General features: G+C 57.6%; 15 protein-coding genes. 3 read left to right on the forward strand and 12 right to left on the reverse strand.

Features of this window, described 5'->3' with window-relative positions; all coding sequences use genetic code 11:
- Nucleotides 1-73, forward strand: a 73-nt coding sequence (locus tag C9I57_RS33720; RefSeq protein WP_146166288.1) for an IS3 family transposase, incomplete at its 5' end; no start/stop codon positions are given.
- 290 nt (nt 74-363) lie between these two features.
- Here C9I57_RS33720 and C9I57_RS28915 read toward each other — a convergent pair.
- The 8 genes from C9I57_RS28915 to C9I57_RS28950 form a co-directional block, all read right to left on the reverse strand.
- Nucleotides 364-3327 (reverse strand): FAD-binding and (Fe-S)-binding domain-containing protein, encoded by a 2964-nt coding sequence (locus C9I57_RS28915; protein WP_107153980.1) that lies wholly within the window; start codon nt 3325-3327, stop codon nt 364-366.
- 1 nt (nt 3328) lies between these two features.
- Nucleotides 3329-4357 carry a DUF1338 domain-containing protein gene (locus C9I57_RS28920; RefSeq protein WP_107153981.1) on the reverse strand — a complete coding sequence of 343 codons (1029 nt, stop codon included), beginning with the start codon at nt 4355-4357 and terminating at the stop codon, nt 3329-3331.
- 97 nt (nt 4358-4454) lie between these two features.
- Complete coding sequence (locus C9I57_RS28925; RefSeq protein WP_107153982.1) at nt 4455-5900, reverse strand: NAD-dependent succinate-semialdehyde dehydrogenase; 1446 nt, start codon at nt 5898-5900, stop codon at nt 4455-4457.
- 86 nt (nt 5901-5986) lie between these two features.
- Nucleotides 5987-6355 carry a cupin domain-containing protein gene (locus C9I57_RS28930; protein ID WP_107153983.1) on the reverse strand — a complete coding sequence of 123 codons (369 nt, stop codon included), beginning with the start codon at nt 6353-6355 and terminating at the stop codon, nt 5987-5989.
- A 190-nt stretch (nt 6356-6545) separates the two neighbouring features.
- A complete protein-coding gene (locus C9I57_RS28935) occupies nt 6546-7148 on the reverse strand; it encodes a nitroreductase family protein (RefSeq protein ID WP_107153984.1) in 603 nt (200 codons plus the stop codon).
- A 150-nt stretch (nt 7149-7298) separates the two neighbouring features.
- On the reverse strand, nt 7299-8216 hold the full coding sequence (locus C9I57_RS28940) for a LysR substrate-binding domain-containing protein (RefSeq protein ID WP_107153985.1): 918 nt from the start codon (nt 8214-8216) through the stop codon (nt 7299-7301).
- A gap of 199 nt (nt 8217-8415) precedes the next feature.
- A complete protein-coding gene (locus C9I57_RS28945) occupies nt 8416-8916 on the reverse strand; it encodes a flavin reductase family protein (protein ID WP_107153986.1) in 501 nt (166 codons plus the stop codon).
- Between the two features lie 27 nt (nt 8917-8943).
- Nucleotides 8944-10269, reverse strand: coding sequence for an LLM class flavin-dependent oxidoreductase (locus tag C9I57_RS28950; protein ID WP_107153987.1), 1326 nt, complete (start codon nt 10267-10269; stop codon nt 8944-8946).
- A 391-nt stretch (nt 10270-10660) separates the two neighbouring features.
- On the opposite strand from C9I57_RS28950, the gene C9I57_RS28955 reads away from it, so the two are divergent.
- Together C9I57_RS28955 and C9I57_RS28960 are read left to right on the forward strand one after the other, a co-directional pair.
- Nucleotides 10661-12118 (forward strand): MFS transporter, encoded by a 1458-nt coding sequence (locus C9I57_RS28955; RefSeq protein ID WP_258187882.1) that lies wholly within the window; start codon nt 10661-10663, stop codon nt 12116-12118.
- Between the two features lie 17 nt (nt 12119-12135).
- Entirely contained in the window at nt 12136-13425 is a 1290-nt protein-coding gene (locus C9I57_RS28960; RefSeq protein WP_107153989.1) for an NAD(P)/FAD-dependent oxidoreductase, read from the forward strand.
- A gap of 302 nt (nt 13426-13727) precedes the next feature.
- On the opposite strand, the gene C9I57_RS28965 is transcribed toward C9I57_RS28960, so the two are convergent.
- The 4 genes from C9I57_RS28965 to C9I57_RS28985 all read right to left on the reverse strand — a co-directional run bounded on the left by C9I57_RS28965 (nt 13728) and on the right by C9I57_RS28985 (nt 20930).
- Nucleotides 13728-14879, reverse strand: coding sequence for a porin (locus C9I57_RS28965; RefSeq protein WP_107153990.1), 1152 nt, complete (start codon nt 14877-14879; stop codon nt 13728-13730).
- A 459-nt stretch (nt 14880-15338) separates the two neighbouring features.
- The gene (locus C9I57_RS28970; protein WP_107153991.1) at nt 15339-16760 is read right to left on the reverse strand and encodes an amidohydrolase; all 1422 of its coding nucleotides are present in this window, start codon (nt 16758-16760) and stop codon (nt 15339-15341) included.
- A 41-nt stretch (nt 16761-16801) separates the two neighbouring features.
- Complete coding sequence (locus C9I57_RS28975; RefSeq protein WP_107153992.1) at nt 16802-18157, reverse strand: MFS transporter; 1356 nt, start codon at nt 18155-18157, stop codon at nt 16802-16804.
- 1600 nt (nt 18158-19757) lie between these two features.
- The gene (locus C9I57_RS28985) at nt 19758-20930 is read right to left on the reverse strand and encodes a pyridoxal phosphate-dependent aminotransferase (RefSeq protein ID WP_107154034.1); all 1173 of its coding nucleotides are present in this window, start codon (nt 20928-20930) and stop codon (nt 19758-19760) included.
- Nucleotides 20931-20989 lie beyond the last annotated feature (59 nt).

Raw genomic sequence — 20989 nt, forward strand, 5'->3', positions numbered from 1 at the left:
CTACAATCATGAGCGGATCAAACTCAAACTCAAGGGGCTGAGCCCCGTCGAGTACCGACTTCGATTCGCGTGAGATTCGTTCACCCACCGTCCAACTTCAGGGGTTCAGTTCAGATCTGGTGGGAATTAGGTTGCCGACTTCATGCCCTCATGAACAGACGGTGATGAGGCAACGCTTACGCCGTGGCGGCAAATTCGCATGTTGATTCTTTACCTCATTAGAACTGTCTTGACGGTCCAATCATGATATTGCTTGATAGTCGGGTAGCATCGTCCACACTGTCTCCGGAACAACGAGCATTGAGCGCCGCTTATGCTTGATCTGTCTGAATCGGCGCAAAGATGCACGGATTACAGCGGAATTCACGTCGCCCGCAATGCTGGATCTAGAACCAGATGGCCGGCGTTTGGGCTCGTGAGCGCACGAAGCACAAACTCGGCGATATGCAAGACCGGTCGCTTCACACCTTGTTGGATTTGCTCACGGCAACTGAAGCCGTTTGTGAGGATCAACGCATCACGCGGCGCTGCGCGCAAAAGCGGCAGTAGCTTGTCTTCCGCCACTCTCATCGACAGTTCATAGTGCTCGTTGTTGAAACCAAACGACCCGGCCATGCCACAGCATCCTGTTTCGAGCAGCTTCCAGCGCGCGCCGAGTTTGTCAAGCAGTGCGGCTTCGCCCGTCATGCCGAACAGCGATTTCTGGTGACAATGACCGTGCACGACGACTTCGGCATCGAGCGTCGGCCACTGAAAATCCGTCGCGACGAGGAAATCCGATAAGAGATGCGTTTGCGCTGAGAGCTTTCGCGCGATCCGATCCTGCGGCAACTGCTTGAGCAGTTCATCCTTGAACACGGACAAGCACCCCGGCTCGAGACCGACGACAGGAACGCCTAGCAGGATGTCCTCCGATAATTCGTCGACGGCGCGTCGCAACAATGCCTTCGCCTCATCGAGACGCCCATAGTCATACAGCGGACGCCCGCAACACAGACGTTTGCGGGGCAAGACGACGTCGTATCCGAGGAGTGTCAGGACATCGAATGCTGCGCTCGCGATTTGAGGCGAGAAATGATCGTTGAAGGTATCAACCCACAGAATGACCTTACCCGCCGGCCTCGCGTTCGGATGCCTGTCGTGGACGCGATGACGATCTGGAAGACGTCTGAACGGCTTCGGTGCGAACAGCGGCAGGTTGCGCTGCGGCGCGATGCCCGTGATCCACTTGCTGATAGGGGCCATGAAACGCGACGACGTCATGAGATTCGTTAGCCACGAAAAACGACTCGCCAGCGGCGCCCATTGCCCGATACTCCCCATGAACATCGCCTGTCTCGGCCGGCGATGACGCCGGTAGTAGTGAGACAAGAACTCGGCCTTATACGCCGCTATGTCAGTATGCGTCGGACAGTCCGACTTACAGCCCTTGCACGCGAGACAGCCGTCTAGCGCTTCCTTCACCTCGCGGCTGTTCCATCCGTCCGTGATGACTTCGCCTTGCAGCATTTCCCAGAGCAGATGCGCGCGACCACGGGTCGAATACTTTTCTTCGCGCGTCGCGCGAAAGCTCGGACACATGGTGCCGCCATTGAGAGAGCGGCACTTCCCCATGCCTATACAACGCTCTACAGCGCGCTGCAAACCATCGCCTTCGGGGCTAGCAAACGTCAGTTTCGTCGTGAGCTTCACGGGCTTGTACGAAGGCCCCATGCGCAGATTCTCATCCGCGCGATACGCGTTTACGACCTTGCCGGGGTTCAGGCGATTTCCCGGGTCCCAGATAGCCTTGAACTCTTCCATCGCCCGCATGATTTCAGGGCCGTACATGATGGGCAGGAACTCGGCCTTGGCTTGTCCATCGCCATGTTCGCCGGACAGGGAGCCGCCGTAGTCGACAACAAGTTGCGCTGCCTCCCGCAAAAACTCGCGCCACCTGATCACGCCCTGTGCCGCGCGAATATCAAAAGTTACGCGCGCATGCACGCAGCCGTCGCCGAAGTGACCGTAAAGGCACGTCTCGTAGCCGAAGCGATCGACGAGCGCCTGGAATTCGCGCAGATAGTCACCGAGACGCAGCGGATCGACAGCGGCGTCTTCCCATCCGACGATCGGATCGGGCTCATCGGGATCGATCGACAGCGCGACAGCAGATGCGCCAGTCTCGCGAATCGACCAGATTTTTTGCTGCTTCTCTTTCTCTTCGACGACGACGCCCGTCACGTTCTCGCCGCCCAATCCTGCTTTGAAAAATCGGTGCGCTTCGCGCGCTTGCGCGAGCGCAGCAGAAACCGTATCTGCGCCAAATTCCAGCACCACCCACGCATTGCCAACAGGAAGCAGCGCGATTTCTTCCGCCTTCAATCCGCGCACCTGCAAGCCGCGAATGATGGCGCGGTCCAACCCCTCGATTGCGATCGGTGAGAAGCGGTTGAAATGCGAAACGGCATCGGCCGCAGTGTAGATATCCTCGAAACCGAGGACAAGCAATACGCGGCACGACGGGCTGTGGACGAGCCGAACCTTGGCTTGAAGGGTCACGGCACATGTGCCTTCGGTTCCCACGAGGGCACGCGCCACGTTGAAACCATTTTCAGGCAGCAACTGATCCAGGTTGAAACCGGAGACGCGTCGCTTGATCTGCGGAAACGCGTCGCGGATGCGATCTGCATAGCGATCACGCAAATCGCGCAGCTTGCGATAGATCTCGCCCCGCCGCCCTCCTTCGCTGATGATCGCCTCGAGTTCGGCGTCGCTGGTCGGACCTACCCAGAAGCGCGCACCATCGTAGGTCACGATTTCGAGCGCTTCCACGTTCTCGACCGTCTTGCCCGCCATCACCGAATGCGCGCCGCATGAGTTGTTGGCGATCATGCCGCCGAGCGTACAGCGGCTGTGCGTGGCCGGGTCCGGCGCAAAGGTCAAGCCGTATGCTTCGGCGGCATCACGCAAGGTGTCACAGATTGCACCGGGTTCTACGATCGCGATGCGCGTCTTTGCATCTATCGATACGACGCGGTTCAAATATTTGCTTGCGTCGGCCACGACCGCCACGTTCACGCACTGCCCGTTCTGCGAGGTGCCGCCGCCCCGCGTCAGGAACGGCACATCCTTGCGACAACATACGTCGAGCGAGGCGACGAGATCATCGATATCGACAGGCACGACGACACCGAGCGGTATCTGCCGGTAGTTCGATGCATCCGACGCATACAGCGCTTTCGATCCCACATCGAAACGCACTTCGCCGCGCACATTCGCACGCAGTTCGGTTTCGACGTCCTGCAAAAGGCGCTCGCTCGCCCGAAACGGTGTGGCTTCTTTCACGTTACTTCGCCGCGTTGGCTGTCATCTTGAAGATACCGGTGGCGTTGCCTGCATCGAAGCGCAGGTCTGTCTGCCAACGGCGCTTTGCCCGATCGAACTCACGCTTGCGCGTAATGAACTCATAGAACGAGCCAGGCACCTCTCGGATAATCTCGCTCCCATCGGACGAGCGGAAGGCGCGGCGCACCGTGTCCGCCCTATAAGCTGTCTGAAACACGCGCCCCGAACGCGAACGTTCGACCTCGGGCTTTATTGGGCGGCCCTTCGACTTCTCATCTTCCGAGAGGCTGAACACGTCCTCGACGCGATCCGTTGCATGGTTGAAGGCGTTCCCCTCAGTCGCGATCCAGGCCATCTCGGCCGATTCGAGTAGTAATACGTCGTAATCCGTTTCCCGTGGAATGTCATGCTGACGGGAGAACGCACCGACGATCACGGGCAACAACTGTTCGGCAGCGTCGATGGGCAACGAACCATCCCGCTCCAGTTCCGAAAGCTGCGAGATCGCGAGCGCCGTCAGGGGATCTTTAGATGAAGCGACGACGTTCGTCACGGCCTGCTGGAACTCCTTCGAAAAACGCTCCGGGTGTAGCTCACTGACGAAGAACTGGGCGATCTCATCGGGGGCGTCCTCTTGCACATACGCACGGCCGGTCATGCCGAGCTTGTCGAGTGGATAGCGGCCGTTGAGCCTGAAGCCAAGGGGACGAAGAATGCGGGTGAACGCAGCCTCGCCGGGCGGCAGCGCGCCGTTATGTGGCCAGCGCACCGTGCGCAGCGCTCCGTGATCGAAGAACACTGAGCCGCCGCTCGCAATCGCTTGCTTCGTATAGGTGCGGCCGTTTTCCGACCGCTGTAGAAGGTCATCGAAGAGCGCCATATTCATCGCCTGGGCCAACTCAGCACGGGTTACAGTGCCTTCTTCCCAGTCGTTGAAAATGGAGGGGAAATTGAGCGTGGAAAAAAGGACACGAGTCTTTTCCTCGCCAAGTAGTACATTGAGCAGTGTGGATACATTTGCGTTGCGCATTGATCTATTCTCTTGAACTCACCGCCGCCGCGGAGTATGTGTTTGATGGTTTGCCTTGGCCCATGGGCCTTACACTCTGAGAAAGCGGTCAACGCCTCTACGTCGGTGATCCGCTTTTAACCGTGACGGCCTTGGTAACCAGGTAAGGTTCCAACGCCTCGCAACCACCTTCCGAACCGTAACCGGAATCGCCGACGCCGCCGAACGGCATTTCAGGCCACGGCGTAGCGCCCTGATTAATCCATAGCATTCCAACATTCAAACGTTGCGAAAGCTGATGTACGCTCTTCACGCTATTCGTGAATACGTATCCCGCAAGTCCATACGGAAGCCTGTTCGCTTCTGATATTGCTTCGTCGAGGTCATCGAATCCTCGTATCGCAGCAACAGGGCCAAAAGGCTCCTCATTGAAGATTGCCGCCGTCAATGGCACGTCGGAAAGCACCGTAGGCGCGAAAAAATTTCCTCGATCGCCGATCTGGTTCCCACCCGTCAATAATTTGGCGCCAGACTCGCGTGCGTCGTTAACGACCTCCTTCATGGCCGCCAAGCGACGTTTATTTGCCAATGGCCCTAGCGACGTACTTTTTTCGAGACCGTCACCTACTTTCAACTGTTCGGCATACGCGACCATCGCAGCCTCGAACGACCCGAGTAAGCTGTTATGCACCAGGAATCGCGTGGGCGAAACACAGACCTGTCCCGCGTTTCTGAATTTTGCGGCACCTAAAACTTTTGCAGCTTCCTCGACGTCAGCGTCTGCAGCGATGATCACCGGCGCATGACCGCCCAGCTCCATCGTCGTCCGTTTCATATGTCGGCCGGCCAAACTGGCCAGTTGCTTGCCGATAGCCGTTGATCCTGTGAATGTGACCTTTCGAACTGCCGGATGGGAAACAAGGAACTCAGAAACTTCCGTAGGGTTTCCGAAGACGAGGCCTAAAACGCCCCGAGGAACGCCGGCGTCCACAAATGCCCGAATTAGCGCCGCCGGCGAGGCGGGCGTCTCTTCCGGCGCTTTCACAATGAAAGAGCAGCCGGTGGTAAGCGCGGCCGAGAGTTTCCGAACGATCTGATTAACCGGAAAGTTCCACGGCGTAAAGGCTACGACCGGTCCGACGGGTTCCTTGAGCACCAATTGTTGAACATTCTGACTCCGCGACGGCACGACGCGTCCATAGACGCGCAAGCCTTCATCAGCGAACCATTCGATAATCTCCGACGCCGAGAAGACTTCCGCCCGCGCTTCCGCAAGCGGCTTTCCCTGCTCTTGCGTTAGGAGGGAAGCTATGGTCTCGACGCGCTCTCGCAGGAGCATTGCCGCGCCTCTCATCATCATCGCTCTGTCAACCGCCGCGACGTCGCGCCACTCAGCAAAGCCCGCTTCTGAAGCGGATGCAGCGCGTTCAAGGTCCTCCTTTGCTGCGCAGGCGACCACGCCAATCCTTTCGCCGGTAGAAGGGCTGATCACATTGATGGTCGCTCCATCAAGTGCGTCACACCAAGTTCCGTTAATGAATAGCTTGGTATCTGAATAGGTCATTTAACTACCTTCCGTCATAGTGCAGCTCAACGCGACTTTGCGAAGACGCTTCGCGAGTCAACTTGCGACGTCGTCGGTGACGCTTCTCAGGTGAGAAGAACGTATATTTTTCGAACTGCCTCGGTGACTCTCAAAGTTCCTGAGAAGCCGGCGGGAATAACGCCCGTGTCGCCCTTACAGAATTCGGTCTGCGGCGTGGTTTCGCTCTCGAGCGAAAAGGTACCCTCCAGGACGTGGAAGATCTCGTTTCGGTTTGATGGATAGACGAACTTCCAGGCGCCGACCTCTGCCTCCCAGAAACCGACACCCGGACGTGATGGTTCAAAGTCCACCAAAGGACGGCTGATTCTCTTCGGCTTACCAGTGATTAGCATTTCGTCAGCGGGATAGCTCATATTCTCCTGCAGCTGAGTCGGGTCGATCTTACAAATCCGTTCGAAAATCAACTGTTCCATAGTTTCTCCCAGTAAAAAGCGCTGTTAGGTAGCGCGTGTCATAAGGCAACGCGTATGAGACGGCGCATGCGGGCCCCTTCGGGCACCTTCTTGCTAGCTGCTGACACCTGGTCTGCACGCCGACGCATGCCAACTCCAATGGCCCCGAGGAACCCGCATGCATGCTAGAAAATGCTGTTTCTAAAAACAGCTATGTTCCGTCGACAAAACGTCCTTCCGCCGCCAACTCGACGAGCGGTCGACGCTCACTCGGCACCTCCTTTGCCTGGAGAAAATGCGGAAGTAGCGCAGCATCCCCAGCTCGGCCCAGTGCTATGCACGCTTCGATTGAAAAATCGTCTGGAATGCTCAGTTCGCTACGGATGTGGTCGCTGTTGATCCCTGCAAGAGCATGAGCGCCCCATCCTAGAAGGCTAGCTTGCAACGCAAGAAATGCCCAGGCAGCTCCGGCATCAAATGAATGCGTAGGCAACGATGCTTCCTCACTTTTTCCAGGAAGCCGAAAGGTCTGCTTTGACAAAACCACAACGATCGCCGCGGCACGGACTGCCCAGGAGCGGTTGAATTCGTTCAAAAACGAAAGAAACGAGACCCATTGATCTGTTTCACGACGGGCGTAAACAAACCGCCAGGGCTGAGAGTTATAAGAGGAAGGAGCCCAACGCGCAGCTTCGAGAATAGTGAGTATGGTACGCTCATCGATAGGATCCGATGTGAAGGCGCGAGGCGACCAGCGCTCGACGAACTGCGCATCGATTGGATAACTAGGTGTGCGAATCGTTTTGATAGCCATAGTCATAGCTCGATAACGATCTATTCGAAACCAAAAATAGACGCAACATTTGAGACGGATGTCTCAGGAGTCACGCCTGAGTCTTAATGTATTCATGACGTCAATCGAGACCGCCACTGCCACTGCAGGTTTAGAAGAGTCTCGGCAGAGTCATACATGACGTTTACAAGCTGCGGCCACCTCAGCGAACCATCGGTCACGACACTCCTTCATAAACGAAACAAATGTTCGCCCTACTTTCGACAACGGGCGAGATCTCGGGTATAGCAGTCCAACCCTGAAGGTTATGCAAGGGTCTACGAGACGGACCTCGACCCGATCAAGGTATCCGTGAACACTGAAAGGATCGATAAAACCGACACCCATTCCCAGTGCGGCCAACTCGCATGTGGAGTGGGAAAACGACGTATCGATACGCATGACACGGTGTATGCCTCGCGATTCGAAAAGGCGATCAACATGCGGCCGGGCTTGATAGTGTGCCGTGGTGGAGATAAACGTGCGCCCTTCGAAATCCGCCGGTGAAAGCATCGACTTTTCTCCGAGCTGATCCCCCTTCTTCATGACGGCGTAGTAGGGAACATTACAGAATTCGTCTACTGAAAGGTCTTCTCGGTCGTAAGGTACTTCTGCAAGACCAAGATCGATTCTTTCCGTCGCAATCCAGTCCTCCACCTTCGTGGAGCTTTGAACATCCAGTGAGATATCAACGTCTGGATGAGCTTCACAAAAACGGGCTATGACCGCGGGCAAAAAACTTATTCCTAGCGCCGGCATGCATGCGATCGAGATGCTGCCTACGCGAAGTTTCCTCACATCAGCGGCAAGTTCCCCGATCCTTTGGTACGCACGGAATGTGTTCTCTACTTGCTCGTGGATCATCCTTCCTTCAGGCGTCGGCACCAGCCTGCCAGCAGCGCGGTTGAACAATGTCACGCCGAGCTCCTTTTCGAGCTCGGTGATTAAGCGACTCACCGATGGCTGAGATAGCCCAAGTAAGTCCGCAGCACCGTTTACAGTGCCGACCATCATAGTCGTGCGGAATGCTTCAAGTTGCCGGATGTTCATAGTTTCCCAGTTGATAGCCCGCTTTCAACAGCCATCATCTATGTTTCGGACCAGCATCGCAAGGATGTGCCGACCATGGTGCTCGGACGGTCGGACATTTCTCGTGGTTCGCGGCTGGCACTGCTCAATAAGGATTCGATCACGATGAGCGATTACACTGGCCGACAATCCGTTCAACTTAAAGCACCGGCGTCTGCAGTCAAATAGTCAGAGGCGCACTCCGTGCAAAGCCGCGTTCGTGCCACAGAAGGCATCCCGCATCAGCGGTTTCATTAAATGCAATCTCTTTGATTACTCCAACGATGATGGAGTGGGTAAATCCGTCATGCTGATCACTGATTTCGCAGTCCAACGCAACCGTCGCATCAGCCAGGACCGGTGCACCAGTCACGAGAGATGCCCATTTGTTGGCTGTGAAGCGGGCTTGCCCTTTGGTTTTGCGAAATGTGTCAACGACCCCGCAGTGCGCTGTGGAGAGCAGATTTACGGCGAAACTCCCTGCTTTCAGGATCGCGTCGTGGGATGAAGCGCTCTTGTTCACGCAAACGATGACCGATGGCGGGTCGTCGGATAGACTGCATACCGATGTAGCGATGAGCCCGAATGGCTGTCCGTCGTGCCTTGCGGTAATAACTGTAACGCCAGCAGCGAACAGCGACATCGCCTGCTGGAAGTTGGCTCTGGAACCGATGGTTTGCATTTGGTCACCTGCCTCGACTATGACGGATCACGCAAGCTTGAAGACGCTGGGTTTGAGGCCAAGGTTCTCGCGCAGAGTTCGTCCTTCATAGCGATCCCTGAACAACCCGCGGCGACGCAGTTCCGGGATGAGGAAATCACTAATGTCGTCCATGCCACCCGGAAGGATGGCCGGGCAAAAATTGAAGCCGTCGGCGCCGTCATTCTTGAACCACTCTTCCATCTCATCAACGATGTCGCTCGCAGTTCCAATCGCGAGGCGTACCCAGAAAGTCGATGCGACGCGCTGGTAGAGTTGTCGAATTGAGAGTTTCTCGGTACGAGCCATCTCCAACAGGTTTGATGCGATGCTCCGGAGTTTCTGACCACCGATGTCTGGCACTGGCCCATCAAGCGGATACCCAGACAGGTCGCCCAGTGCGTTATAGAGCGAGGCCAGACCGCTCAGCGGGTGGATAAGCTCCTGAAGCTGGTCGAACTTGTCTTGCGCCTCTTGCCTGGTTTTACCAACGAACGGTGTAATGCCCGGCATGATTAGCAACTCTCCGGGCTCGCGACCATACTTCGCCAGCCGCGCCTTAAGATCGCGGTAGTAATCTTGCGCATGTTTCAGGTCGTGCGAGTTGCTGTAAACCACGTCCGCGCATCTAGCAGCGAGTTCACGTCCGGCCTCGGAAGCTCCGGCCTGCACGATGATCGGCTCTCCCTGCGGTGTGCGCGCCGAATTCAGTGGGCCGCGCACCTGGAAGTGCTTGCCCTTGTGGTCAGGAACGTGCAACTTGTCTTCGTGGTAGAAAAGTCCGCTTTCCTTATCTCGAACGAACGCGTCATCCTCCCAGCTTCGCCAAAGGGACTTGACGACGTCGACGAACTCGTCGGCTCGTTCGTACCGCTCTTCATAAGCAAGGTTCTCGTTCCTGTTGAAGTTTTGGGCTTCCTCATCTGACCACGATGTGACGACATTCCATCCCGCGCGGCCACCGCTGATATGATCGATCGAAGCGTATTTGCGCGCGATGTGAAATGGTTCGTTGTACGTGGTCGAGGCTGTTGCCACCAGGCCGATATTTGACGTCGTCGCGCCCAGTGCGGCGAGGAGTGTGATGGGTTCCAACTCAGCATTGCGCATATCACGCGCGAGCGATCCTTTCGGATTGTCGTTGGCTCGGATCCCCAGACCGTCAGCGAAGAAAACCATGTCGAGATGCGCTGCTTCCGCCTTGCGGGCCGTGTTCAGGAAGTACTCGAAACTGAGCGCGCCGTCAGCAGGCACGTCTGGATGCCTCCAGGCAGCCACGTGATAGCCGAGATATCTCATCGAGAGGCCGAGCCTCATTTTTCCGTCTTTCGTCATTGCAAGCGCTCCCATTCTTGAACTGGCCCGCCCGATACATGGCGGCATGAATAAATATTCGCGCTTCACTGTCCGATAAACAATGTCGCCAAACGCGGCCAACTATTTGAAAAATGGATAAGGGTATCCCCCTACCCCCAAAGAGAGCCGGACTGGCTGCGGCGTCGCCGCTGAACACTGGCTTGCATCTTCGTCGGTTCGCGGGTTCGGACCGCGTTTCTCGACCTCGACATTTGAGTCCGACGGCCGCGGGAATACTCGACGAGCGAGGCAATGAGGTGCCGAGTGAAGCCTGTATATGTATCAGGGGAAACCCTCTATACGAATTTCAAATACCCGACCTTTTTTGACGGCATTGTGTCCTTCACGCGGACGGCACACCATTCTGGTCATGCCGCCGGTGCATGGCCTGGCGGCGCAACGAATAACCCCGCAACTGGAAGACATCGATTTCGGCAGCAGATGCCAAGAAGCGACTGTCTCCCCCTGCTGTCGCGACGACAGGCGGCGATACACCTGTTGGGTGCTCGCGAGCACCGATGGCAAAGGAAACAAAATGCTGAACAGAGCCAACACCCTTGACCCCATTATCTGCTCGAAGACCGTAACGAGTAAGATGCGCGATGTCATTGCTGCGAACTTCGGCACATTTTTCGAGTGGTTCGACCTGCTCGTGTACGCGATGTTCGCGATCACGGTCTCGAAGCTATTTTTTCCTACCGGCGACGAGCAATCGGCGCTGTTGCTCAGCCTCCTGACCTTCGCTAGCTCATTCCTTATTCGTCCAGTCGGTGCGATCATCCTGGGTGTCGTCGCAGACAAATACGGCCGGCGCTTCACGTTAAGCCTCACGGCGTTCCTGATGTTGTGCGGCACTGCCTCGATCACCCTTGTGCCCACGTATGACAAGATCGGCGTGTTCGCGCCGATTATTCTAGTCGCAGGACGCCTGCTGCAAGGCTTTTCTGCAGGGGGCGAATTCGGAGCGGCCAATTCATTTCTGACTGAGCAGGATGCAAAGCGGAGGGGTTTTTTCGGGAGCCTGCAATGGTCGACGTCGGGTCTCGCTGTATTGGCGGCCTCGCTATTCGCCTACGGCGTGAATCGCTATCTATCGCCGCAACAGATCGATTCCTGGGGCTGGCGTCTGCCGTTCGCCTTTGGCTGTCTGATCGGACCGATTGGCCTCTACATCCGCAGGAAAGTGAACGAAACGGCCGCGTTCGAGCAAGCGAGCGACGTGGTGCCACACAAGCCGCTGCGCGAAACGGCACAATCACATATGCCAAGCGTGCTCATGGGCGCGATCATCTCGGGCGCGGGCGGCCTCGCGAGCTTTATGAACATCTACATGCCGACGTTCGCAATTCATAATCTGGGAATCAGCAAGGACGCAGCCTTTTTGTCATCGATTCTGAGTGGCCTCGTATCCGTCGTGTTCCCGATAATCGGTGGCATCGCAGCGGACCGGCTCGGCACCGTCAAGGTGATGCGTGCCGCGCTACTATGCGGAATGGTGCTGATTCTGCCGCTCTTTTACATGCTCACGCGTGCGCCCAGCACCGCAACATTGATCGCATTCCAGTGCACCCTTTCACTGGTTTTCTACAGCTTCTACTACGCGCCGGTGAGCTCGTTGCTATCACAACTGTTTCCCACGTCCTGCCGGACCACCGGCTCGTCGCTCGCCTACGTAATCGCGATGACGCTGTTCGGCGGACTCACGCCTGTCGTGACCAACCTTCTCGTAAAAATGACGGGCAGCATCATGTCGCCGGCCTATTACCTGATAGTGATTTCGACCCTCGCGCTCGTGGCTCTGATCGCCAGTCGCAAGCGCGTCAACTGACATATCTCCGAGCTAGCATGCTTCCCATCCACGAAATCACATCGAAGCCCGAATTGCCCAAGCAGGTCTCCGTCGCAATTATTGGCGGCGGAATCATTGGTATCAGTTGCGCGCTCGCGCTAGCGCGCAAAGGTGTCGACGTCGCGGTGTTCGAAAAAGGCACGATCGGTTGCGAACAGTCTTCGCGCAACTGGGGCTGGGTGCGCTCCGTCGGACGCGACATTAAGGAACTGCAACTGTCTGTCCTCGCGAACGAATTGTGGCAGTCAATCCAATCGCAAATCGACGTGGGCTACCGGATGACGGGACTCGCATATCTTGCGAAAGACGAGTCGGAGATGGCTCTGCATCAAAAATGGATCGACGCGTCCGGCGCCAGCGGTGTCCGCGTCAGGCTTCTCGGCAGAGCCGAACTCGCCATGTTTCTCCCGCAATCGAACCGAAAATGGGACGGGGCGCTATATAGTCCGATCGACGGTGTCGCAGAACCCACGATGGCGACACGGGGCATCGCCGAACTCGCTCGCGCGAACGGCGCATCGATCTTCGAACACTGTGCGGTGCGGGGCATTGATATGTCCGCGGGTCGCGTGTCGGCTGTCGTGACCGAGCACGGCGTCGTGAAATGCGCCGACGTGGTTTTGGCAGGTGGTGCGTGGTCGCGGCTGTTCTGCGGCAATCATGCAATTGACTTTCCGCAACTCAAGGTTCATGCGTCCGTGCTGCAAACAGCGCCTATCGACGCTAAGCTGGACGTCGCGATCAACGCGGGTGACTTCACATGCCGCAAGCGCTGCGACGGCGGCTACACAGTGTCGAAACTCGGCGCCTCGGTCGCTGATCTCACGCCCGATAGCATTCGCCTCAGCACAAGATTCCTGCGTGCCTGGCTCAAAGAGCGCAAGTATCTGCGACTCCGTTTCGGACGCCCCTTTTTTGATGAACTGAAGATTCCGCGCCGCTTCAGCATTGACCGCCCGACGCCATTCGAATCGTACCGCGTGCTCGATCCTGAGGCTAACAACGGTATGCTCAACGATGCAATGAATTGCCTGAGGCAGACCTTTCCATCGTTCGCCAATGCGACGATTGCACGTACGTGGGCAGGTATGATTGACGTCACGCCCGATGCGCTGCCGGTTATCTCGAAGGTCGAGCGGACACCGGGTTTCTATCTCGGTTCCGGCTTTTCAGGCCATGGCTTCGGCATTGGACCGGCCGCAGGCGCTGTGCTCGCCGATCTGGTGACAGGCGATCGTACGCAGGTCGGGATCGAGGACTTCGCCCTGAGCCGCTTTTGCTCGTAGGGATGGACGTTCCTCCTTTGACAGCGGGACCCATAGCTAGCACGAGTATATACGTCTGCACACCGCGACGCCGTCGAGCCCAATGGGGCTCGGAAAGCTCGACGGAGCGGCGGTGCTGCTGAAATGGGAGGACGACGAAGACGGCGAACCGGAGGCACCGGCGGACAAAGGCGTGTTATCGCTCATGATGGTCTGGCTCGTTCTCCACGCGAACAAAGAGACGACAGAGATATATCTTTCAAAACTACCACGGGTAGACGGCGCGCCGTCCCCCGTGGAGCATTGCTCTACGTCTTTGGATGTCAGAATCGGTGACGCATACCGACAACCATCAGTGTCTGGGAGCTACCGTTTCCAGTCAGCCCATAGGAACCGACCGATGCGACTGCGTCAACGAGCCCTCCTGCGGCCGTTCGCTGCGTTCCGCTCGCGTGCTGGTAAGCGGCAACCGCGTAGAAGTCCGTGCGCTTCGACAGGGCGTAGGTAGCGCCCGCCGTCACCTGGTTATACGTTGCAGACGTGTCACCTCCAGCGCGGGTGTAGATGTACCCGATTCCGCCAAGGAGACTGGGAGTAATCTGATACAGGGCATACACTTTTCCCGAATTGAAGTGCTCCTGCGATTTGAAGATCGACTGCGCGTCGGCGTTAAACGCCGCGTAGCTATACACGGTTCCCAAGGTCAACGCAGAAAGCTGGTAGCGGGCCGCTGCATGCGCGATTCCGATCGATGCAGCTGTTTGATAGCCGTTGCTGATGGGTCCGTCAAAAATCGAATCCATCGTACCGCTCCACGTGGTCCGCAGTTGTCCCGAGGCGGCCGCAGTATTCCTTCCATGAAGATAGCCTGCCGCGATGCTCAATGGTCCGCCGGTGTAACTAGCTGCCGCAGAGTAAGTATTTCCGGACCCAGGCTGCCCAGCCACACCGTTCAGTGCGTACAGCCCTTCAAACTGGATGCCTCCAAACGAGGGGCTAACGTATTTGACTGCGTTCGAGATGCGCGCACTGTTGTCATTGTTATCGACGTCCCCGGGGGTTGTGGCTGGAGATCCCAAGACGCTTTCGAGTGTCAACCCTTGAACCTTGTCAACCATCGGGTCATACTGCCGCCCCAGCTTAAGAGTGCCGACACTGGCGCTCGTGATACCGACCCACGACTGCCGGCCAAATTCGCGCCCACCTTGACCAAGTGCCCCGGTGCCAACATTAAAACCATTTTCAATCTGAAAGATTGCCGCCAACCCGCCACCTAGGTCTTCGACGCCTTTCAACCCCCATCGATCACCATTGAGATTACCGTTCATCATCGCGTAGCGGCTGCCTTGATTGGTGTTGACGTAGCCAAAACCTGCGTCAATCAGACCGTACAAGGTAACGCTCGATTGCGCATGGGCCACACCGGCGAGTGCGGTTGACGCCAACACGACAGCAGCAGACTTTTTCTTGTGCATTTGATCTCCATGAATCGTTGAATAATGACTGCGCAGACTGCGACACAGTGACCTGTTTCCTACGTTGTCCTAAGTTGATAACCTTCCGCCATGCCTGCCATGTCCATTTGAATTTGAACAAACGCGGTCGACAGCGCGTCCGAACCAAGTTGACTACGCCGCAATGAGGTTCCGGCTGGATTGCGCCAAGCTCGACCATCGCTATCAAACACGAACAGGTCGTGATCCAGACAACGACGACTGTTACTGCCGACAACCGCGGCCCCTGGTCTGCGGGCAGGCATCGGTGCCATGTCAGCGACGTTCGTACCCACTCCGCAAGCCGACCTGCCGCATGGACGACTCGCCTGCACGGGATGAGCGTCAGGCGTGGCACGCCGTCGGGGAGGCCAGCAGAGAGCGCGCGGTCCCGGCCCCACTGTGTTTGCCAGGCCCTCCGGGACTGCGACGGGCTCCTTCTCAGGCGGCTTGTTGCGGCAAGCGGGGGCTGAGTTCGGCAGGCATCAGACAGGTGAATGGGTCAAGCGCACTTTGTCGCCGGAACTCATCCTTGACGGCCGTAAGCAACCTATCGTCCGTCAAAACGTCCGCTCCGGTTGCCGCCATGACCTTTGCGGCATAGGCCAAACCCTTGCGGGCAGGATCCGAATTGCTCTGGGCTGTCCATTGCCATGTGTGGGACGGCGGGCCAATGACATGGGTGGCCGCCAGAAGCTGCACTGTTGGCACCGTGCGACTGACATCACCGACGTCCGTCGATCCCATGACTGGTTCAGTGACCTTGCGCAACGGCCAGACTTCGTCGCACAGTACCGTGTGCTCGCGCGGTGTGAGTTGCCACAACTCGTAGGAAGCAGCAATTTCTTTCGCCGAACAGGGCGCTTGAAAAGGCGTAGCGATTGCACGGTCGCGTTCGTCGAAGCCGGTAGGCCCCAACTTCGTCAAATTAGCGTGGAGCGCTTCTTCCAAGGGGCCATTGCGAAGCAGGCTTGCGACCGCAGCACGTACGTCTTCGCTCACCTCTGTCTCTGTCATCAACGCTGCGCCTTTAGCTACCTTGCGGACCCGTTCGGCAAGTTCGACCAATTCCGTCTGTTGGGGGGCGCGGATCGAATAACGTACCGTAGCGTGGCTTTGCACCACGTTAGGTGCGATGCCGCCTGCATCGATGATGGCATAGTGTATGCGGGCATGGCTCGACATGTGCTCGCGCATATAGTTGACGCCGACGTTCATTAGTTCTACGGCGTCCAACGCGCTGCGGCCGAGATGCGGCGTAGCTGCAGCATGGGCGGTTCGCCCCTTAAAGCTGAAGTCGATTCCGAGAGTGGCCAGAGAGCCAGAGTCCCATACCATGTTGAAAAAGGCTGGATGCCACGTGATGGCGGCGTCGACGTCGTCGAAGGCGCCTTCGCGCGCCATGAAAGCCTTGCCCGCTCCGCCCTCCTCTGCCGGACAGCCGTAGTAACGCACGCGGCCTCTCAATCCGTTGGCCGCGAGATAGTCCTTCACGGCCGTCGCCGCCAGAAGAGCCGCGGCGCCAAGGAGGTTGTGCCCACACCCATGACCGTGTCCGTCCTTTTCGACTGGCGAGAACTCGGCCAGTCCGGCCGCCTGACTCAGCCCTGGGAGCGCGTCGTATTCGCCCAGGAACGCGATGATGGGTCCGCCCTCTCCGGCCTCGCCCATGACGGCCGTCGGAATGCCGGCGACATTCCGGACAACGCGAAAGCCCTCTTGCTCTAGCATCGCCACATGCTCGGTAACGGACCTGAACTCGTTATAGGACAGTTCAGGCATTGCCCAGACCTTGTCACTGAGGACGAAGAAGTCTTCCTTTTTTGCTTCGACCAGTTTCCAGATCTCTTCTGCGACTGCCATTGATATGCCTCTCTGCATCAGTTGAAAATAGGTTCGAAACTCTAGTCTTCAGAGGTAAAAGCCCCCCTTAAATCCAACGCAATTCCATTAGCTTGATCGAACGGGTTAAGACCTTTTGGAAAGGCCATAACGGCAAACAGCATGACCGCGCTTGCCATAACCGCATAGAACGCAGGAGAAGCTGGATTACCGGTGTGTTTCAGCAGCCAGGTGACGACAATCTGTGCGGTGCCGCCGAAAATCGTGATTGGAACGGCATAGGTGACACTGAGGCCGAGAGCTCGTACGCGCGCCGGCAACGCTTCGCCGATCAGCGTAAGCACCGAAGGTCCCGCCACGGCCGGCATGGCACTCATCAACACAGTGGCGATGAGCAGGGTCGGCACGCTCTGCGAGAGAATAAGAAGGTGGTATGCCGGATAGATGCCCGCGAGCAGGACAGTGTATGGGAGCGCCACTATGACCCGGGCGTTATAGCGATCACAGAGCCACCCACCAAGCAAACCGAACACGATCAGCGATCCACCCAACACTAACGGCGAAAGCATGCCGATACGCGGCGGCATTTTCAGTACCGCGATGGAATATGTGGTCATGTAGACCGCTACATAGAAGACCGCGGTGCTAGCTCCGAGCATGGCCATGCCGGGCAAGATGACACGGCGATTGCGCCACAAATCGCGCCAAGGAGTGGCCGTGATATTCCCCCCACGGCTACGGCCATCGAAGGTCTCGGGCATCCGTTTCCGCAAATACAGCGCAACAGGAACTAGTAGGAGCCCAAGGGCGAATGCTAATCGCCATCCCCAGCTCTGCATGTTATCGGGCGCCAGTAGCGATGTGAACGTGACGCCGACGATCCCTGCAGCGAAACCCGAAATGCCCTGGCTAGCGGTCGACCAACTCGTATATAAGCCGCGTCGCCCCTCGGGGGCGGCTTCCATAAGGAACGCTACGGCCGGACCGACTTCGCCGCCCAAGCCGAACCCTTGTATGAGCCGGCTGATGACCACGATTATCGGAGCAGCGACGCCGATGGAAGCTTGGTCGGGAGTCAGGGCCAGCCCCACAGTACCGACGATAATTAGCGCGATTGTAAGGAGCAGGGCCGGCTTGCGTCCAAGGCGGTCGCCGAGCCGGCCGATGAGCAGCGCACCAAGAGGGCGAGTCACGAAACCCACTCCAAAAACTGCGACGGAAGCGAGAACTCCTGTCAGTCCGTCCAGGGAGGGAAAGAAAGCCTTTCCTGCGTAGACAGCGAAGAATGAGTAGATCCCAAAATCATAGAACTCAAGAGCGTTGCCGGCGATCGCCGCAACAACCGCTCTCCTCGGCACTTGCCGTTCCGATTTCGCCAATCGCGAGTGCGGCGACCCGCCCTCATCAAGCAGTGTCATCGTCTGTCTCCATCGAGGCGAACTCTTCGTTCGCGATTTGTGTTCCGTTAGTGTCCGCCTCCCGCGGCATGAATACGATGGTGCTTCTCCAAGACAAATGACACAATGCGGTCAAAATAGGTCAAGTATTCGAAATCCGTATAGGCGGTGTCCTCAGATAGTGACTCGACTCGGCAACGTTCAGTACGTCGCGTCTGTTGATTGTCGCCATCGGCTTCGCAATCACAACTAATGGGCAAGCGATCGTGTCGACCACCGTTTCACTGACCGTGTCTACGTTGCAGCCGTCTGGTTGCTGTTGCTCTTTGACGAGAGGAGTTAACAGGTTGTAAGCGTGTTTGTTTTCGGTACCGTCTCGACTCGTGACGGATAGTTGCAGAGTAATCCCCACCTGAACGTGGAGCGCTAGGACCACAGTTGGTATTTAGGCCCAACGTCACTGACGATTGCGGATGAACGTGATCGAGGATTCCGTTTCATCGTGACCGGATTCCTGGCTTTCTACCTAAGTCTCCATCGCCGACCGGCTCATGGGCTTTGCCGACTAGCTGGTGGCTGTCGGCTATGCGCGTACAGGTTGCGCCGTCAGCAAGCCCGTTTAGCTGAGCGCACATTCACCTCTATGTCAATTGTCAAGCGCTCGTTCAGGGCGTTTCCAGAAACACCGCCTGCGCTTGCCGCAGCCGGCGAAAAGGCTGGCGCCGATGCGTCGAATGGTTAAAGCGGTTGTGAGAAAGGTATGTGCGAGCGGTCGCGGCCGAAACGGGTACGGCGCGAAAGGCGGCGCGCGCTACGCCGACCGATCGATGCAGCATCGACATCGCGTCAAGCTGACCGGCGATTCACTGCGGCCGAGAAACGTAGAAGCCGCTCAAGGAGCGATCAGCCTGGCGAGGGCCGCCGGCGCGGCAAGTAAGCCGCGCGATAAATATGCAAAACACCAGCACAGCGCCAGGCGCAATTCAGCGCGAGCCGTCGGAGCAGGAGCGCCGACGGCAACGGAGAAAGTCAATTCAGCATGTGAATCAACACAACCGCCTTCCTCGGAGTTGCCCCGCTTGTACGCCGTTATGAGTAACGAAGCGGGAATTGACCGAAGGCCTGATCAATATCGCGGACGATCGCGTGATCGCCATGCTACATGCCAGAATGGGACGAGTACTTCGCTGCCTGAACCGTTCAGTCACGCATCGGAAACCTCGATCAAAGGGGAAAAATCGACTCATCGTGACCACACACCCTACAATCCGAACCGCGTTACGCAACCCATACGCAACGGTCATGTGGCGCCGGAATCCCGACCACGATCATCGGAAAGCATACGCGCGGCTTTCCCATCGACGACGCACGACGGAAAGTCGGGTACGAGTCCTGTCCGCAAGAACGTTGTCGAAACCCGCCGCAATCGCGTGAAAGAGGCGCACGTTCCGCAGTGTGTGGAAGCATCGAGGGGCCGGTCCCACCAAACGGCGACCTCAGCGTCTTAACTGTCCGTTCGCCCCGAAGCACTGCACAACAAGTCATGTGCGACAGAGAGCATCGCCGACTGGCGTTGGAACATCGAGATCTCGGCCGACGGGTGCACAAAAGGCCCGATACGTTAGTCAGGCTGCCGAACGAAATCCGCAATGCGGTCGCAGGCTTCAATCAGTCGCGGCTCGTCGACCACCAGTCCCAGCCTCACGAAACCGCTTGCGGTCGCACCGAAGAGACTTGCATCTAGCAGCGAAACGCCCTTCTCCCGAAAAAGTTGCCATGTGAAGTCGTACGTGCTCTGTCCGGTGCCGCGGATGTCAATCATGATGAACATGCCCGCCTCGGGAAGCAGGCAATTAAGCGTGTCGACGGCATTTAGGCGCTGAAACACCGTATCACGCCGGCGGCGATATAGTTCTCGCATCTGCTCGATCACGGAACGACGGTTATCGAGCGCCGCCAACCCGGCTTGCTGGACGAAACCGGGCAGTCCGTACAGCATGCAAAGAGCCAGTCGGCCAAGATGGCCGATCGCTTCCTCTGGGCCTATTACCCAGCCTAGCCGCCAACCGGCCATCGCATACGACTTAGAGAAGCTGCCTATCGTCAATGTTCGGCACGCCATGCCTTCCAGAGACGCGATGCTCGTGTGGTCGCGCTCAAAAGCGAGGTCTGCGTATACTTCGTCGGAAACGACCCATAAGTCGTGCTCACGCGCCAGCGCCGCGATCTGCTCGAGATGTTCGCGCGGCATCACTACGCCAGTGGGATTGCAGGGCGTCGCGAAGAAGATTGCGCGCGTGCGCGCGGTGACTGCCGCTTTTAGCGCCTCGCAATCAAGATGGAATGCATTCGCGGCGTCCACCGGTACTGTTACCAGCGTTGCACCGGAGGCGCGGACGGCAGCTTCGTACGTCAGATACATCGGTTCGGGCACCACTACTTCGTCGCCTGCCCCGCACAGGCAGAGCGACGACGCGAACAATCCGTTCTGCGCGCCCGCACAGACGAATACGTTCGCCTTGGTCACTGGCCGGCCTGTGTCTGTCCGATGTTCTGCCGCGATCGCCTCACGAAGGTTGTCCCGGCCAGCGACGTGGGTGTAGTGCGTATCGCCTTCGTGCAGGGCCGAGATTGCACGTTCCACGATGGGTGCGGGAGTCGGAAACTCTGGATCGCCGACACTCAGCACGATTACATCTTCTCCCCGAGCGGCTGCGTGCGTCGCCGCTCTGTGGATGTCCCACGCCGACGTCCGGTCGCCTTGCAAGCGGTTGACGAGATCTGCATATTTCAAGTTTGTCTCCATTCTTAGTGCGATGGCCATCGCTTCTGGCGACGGCTCAAAGGCGAGTC

Origin of the sequence: Trinickia symbiotica (genome assembly GCF_003028655.1) — a bacterium.
GTDB classification, from domain to species: domain Bacteria; phylum Pseudomonadota; class Gammaproteobacteria; order Burkholderiales; family Burkholderiaceae; genus Trinickia; species Trinickia symbiotica_A.

Coding starts and splice junctions, on each gene's coding strand:
- C9I57_RS28920 (WP_107153981.1), bottom strand. CDS start 4,357: ATGCGCAACGCAAATGTATCCACACTGCTCAATGTACTACTTGGCGAG.
- C9I57_RS28925 (WP_107153982.1), bottom strand. CDS start 5,900: ATGACCTATTCAGATACCAAGCTATTCATTAACGGAACTTGGTGTGAC.
- C9I57_RS28930 (WP_107153983.1), bottom strand. CDS start 6,355: ATGGAACAGTTGATTTTCGAACGGATTTGTAAGATCGACCCGACTCAG.
- C9I57_RS28935 (WP_107153984.1), bottom strand. CDS start 7,148: ATGGCTATCAAAACGATTCGCACACCTAGTTATCCAATCGATGCGCAG.
- C9I57_RS28940 (WP_107153985.1), bottom strand. CDS start 8,216: ATGAACATCCGGCAACTTGAAGCATTCCGCACGACTATGATGGTCGGC.
- C9I57_RS28945 (WP_107153986.1), bottom strand. CDS start 8,916: ATGCAAACCATCGGTTCCAGAGCCAACTTCCAGCAGGCGATGTCGCTG.
- C9I57_RS28950 (WP_107153987.1), bottom strand. CDS start 10,269: ATGACGAAAGACGGAAAAATGAGGCTCGGCCTCTCGATGAGATATCTC.
- C9I57_RS28955 (WP_258187882.1), top strand. CDS start 10,661: ATGCCGCCGGTGCATGGCCTGGCGGCGCAACGAATAACCCCGCAACTG.
- C9I57_RS28960 (WP_107153989.1), top strand. CDS start 12,136: ATGCTTCCCATCCACGAAATCACATCGAAGCCCGAATTGCCCAAGCAG.
- C9I57_RS28965 (WP_107153990.1), bottom strand. CDS start 14,879: ATGCACAAGAAAAAGTCTGCTGCTGTCGTGTTGGCGTCAACCGCACTC.
- C9I57_RS28970 (WP_107153991.1), bottom strand. CDS start 16,760: ATGGCAGTCGCAGAAGAGATCTGGAAACTGGTCGAAGCAAAAAAGGAA.
- C9I57_RS28975 (WP_107153992.1), bottom strand. CDS start 18,157: ATGACACTGCTTGATGAGGGCGGGTCGCCGCACTCGCGATTGGCGAAA.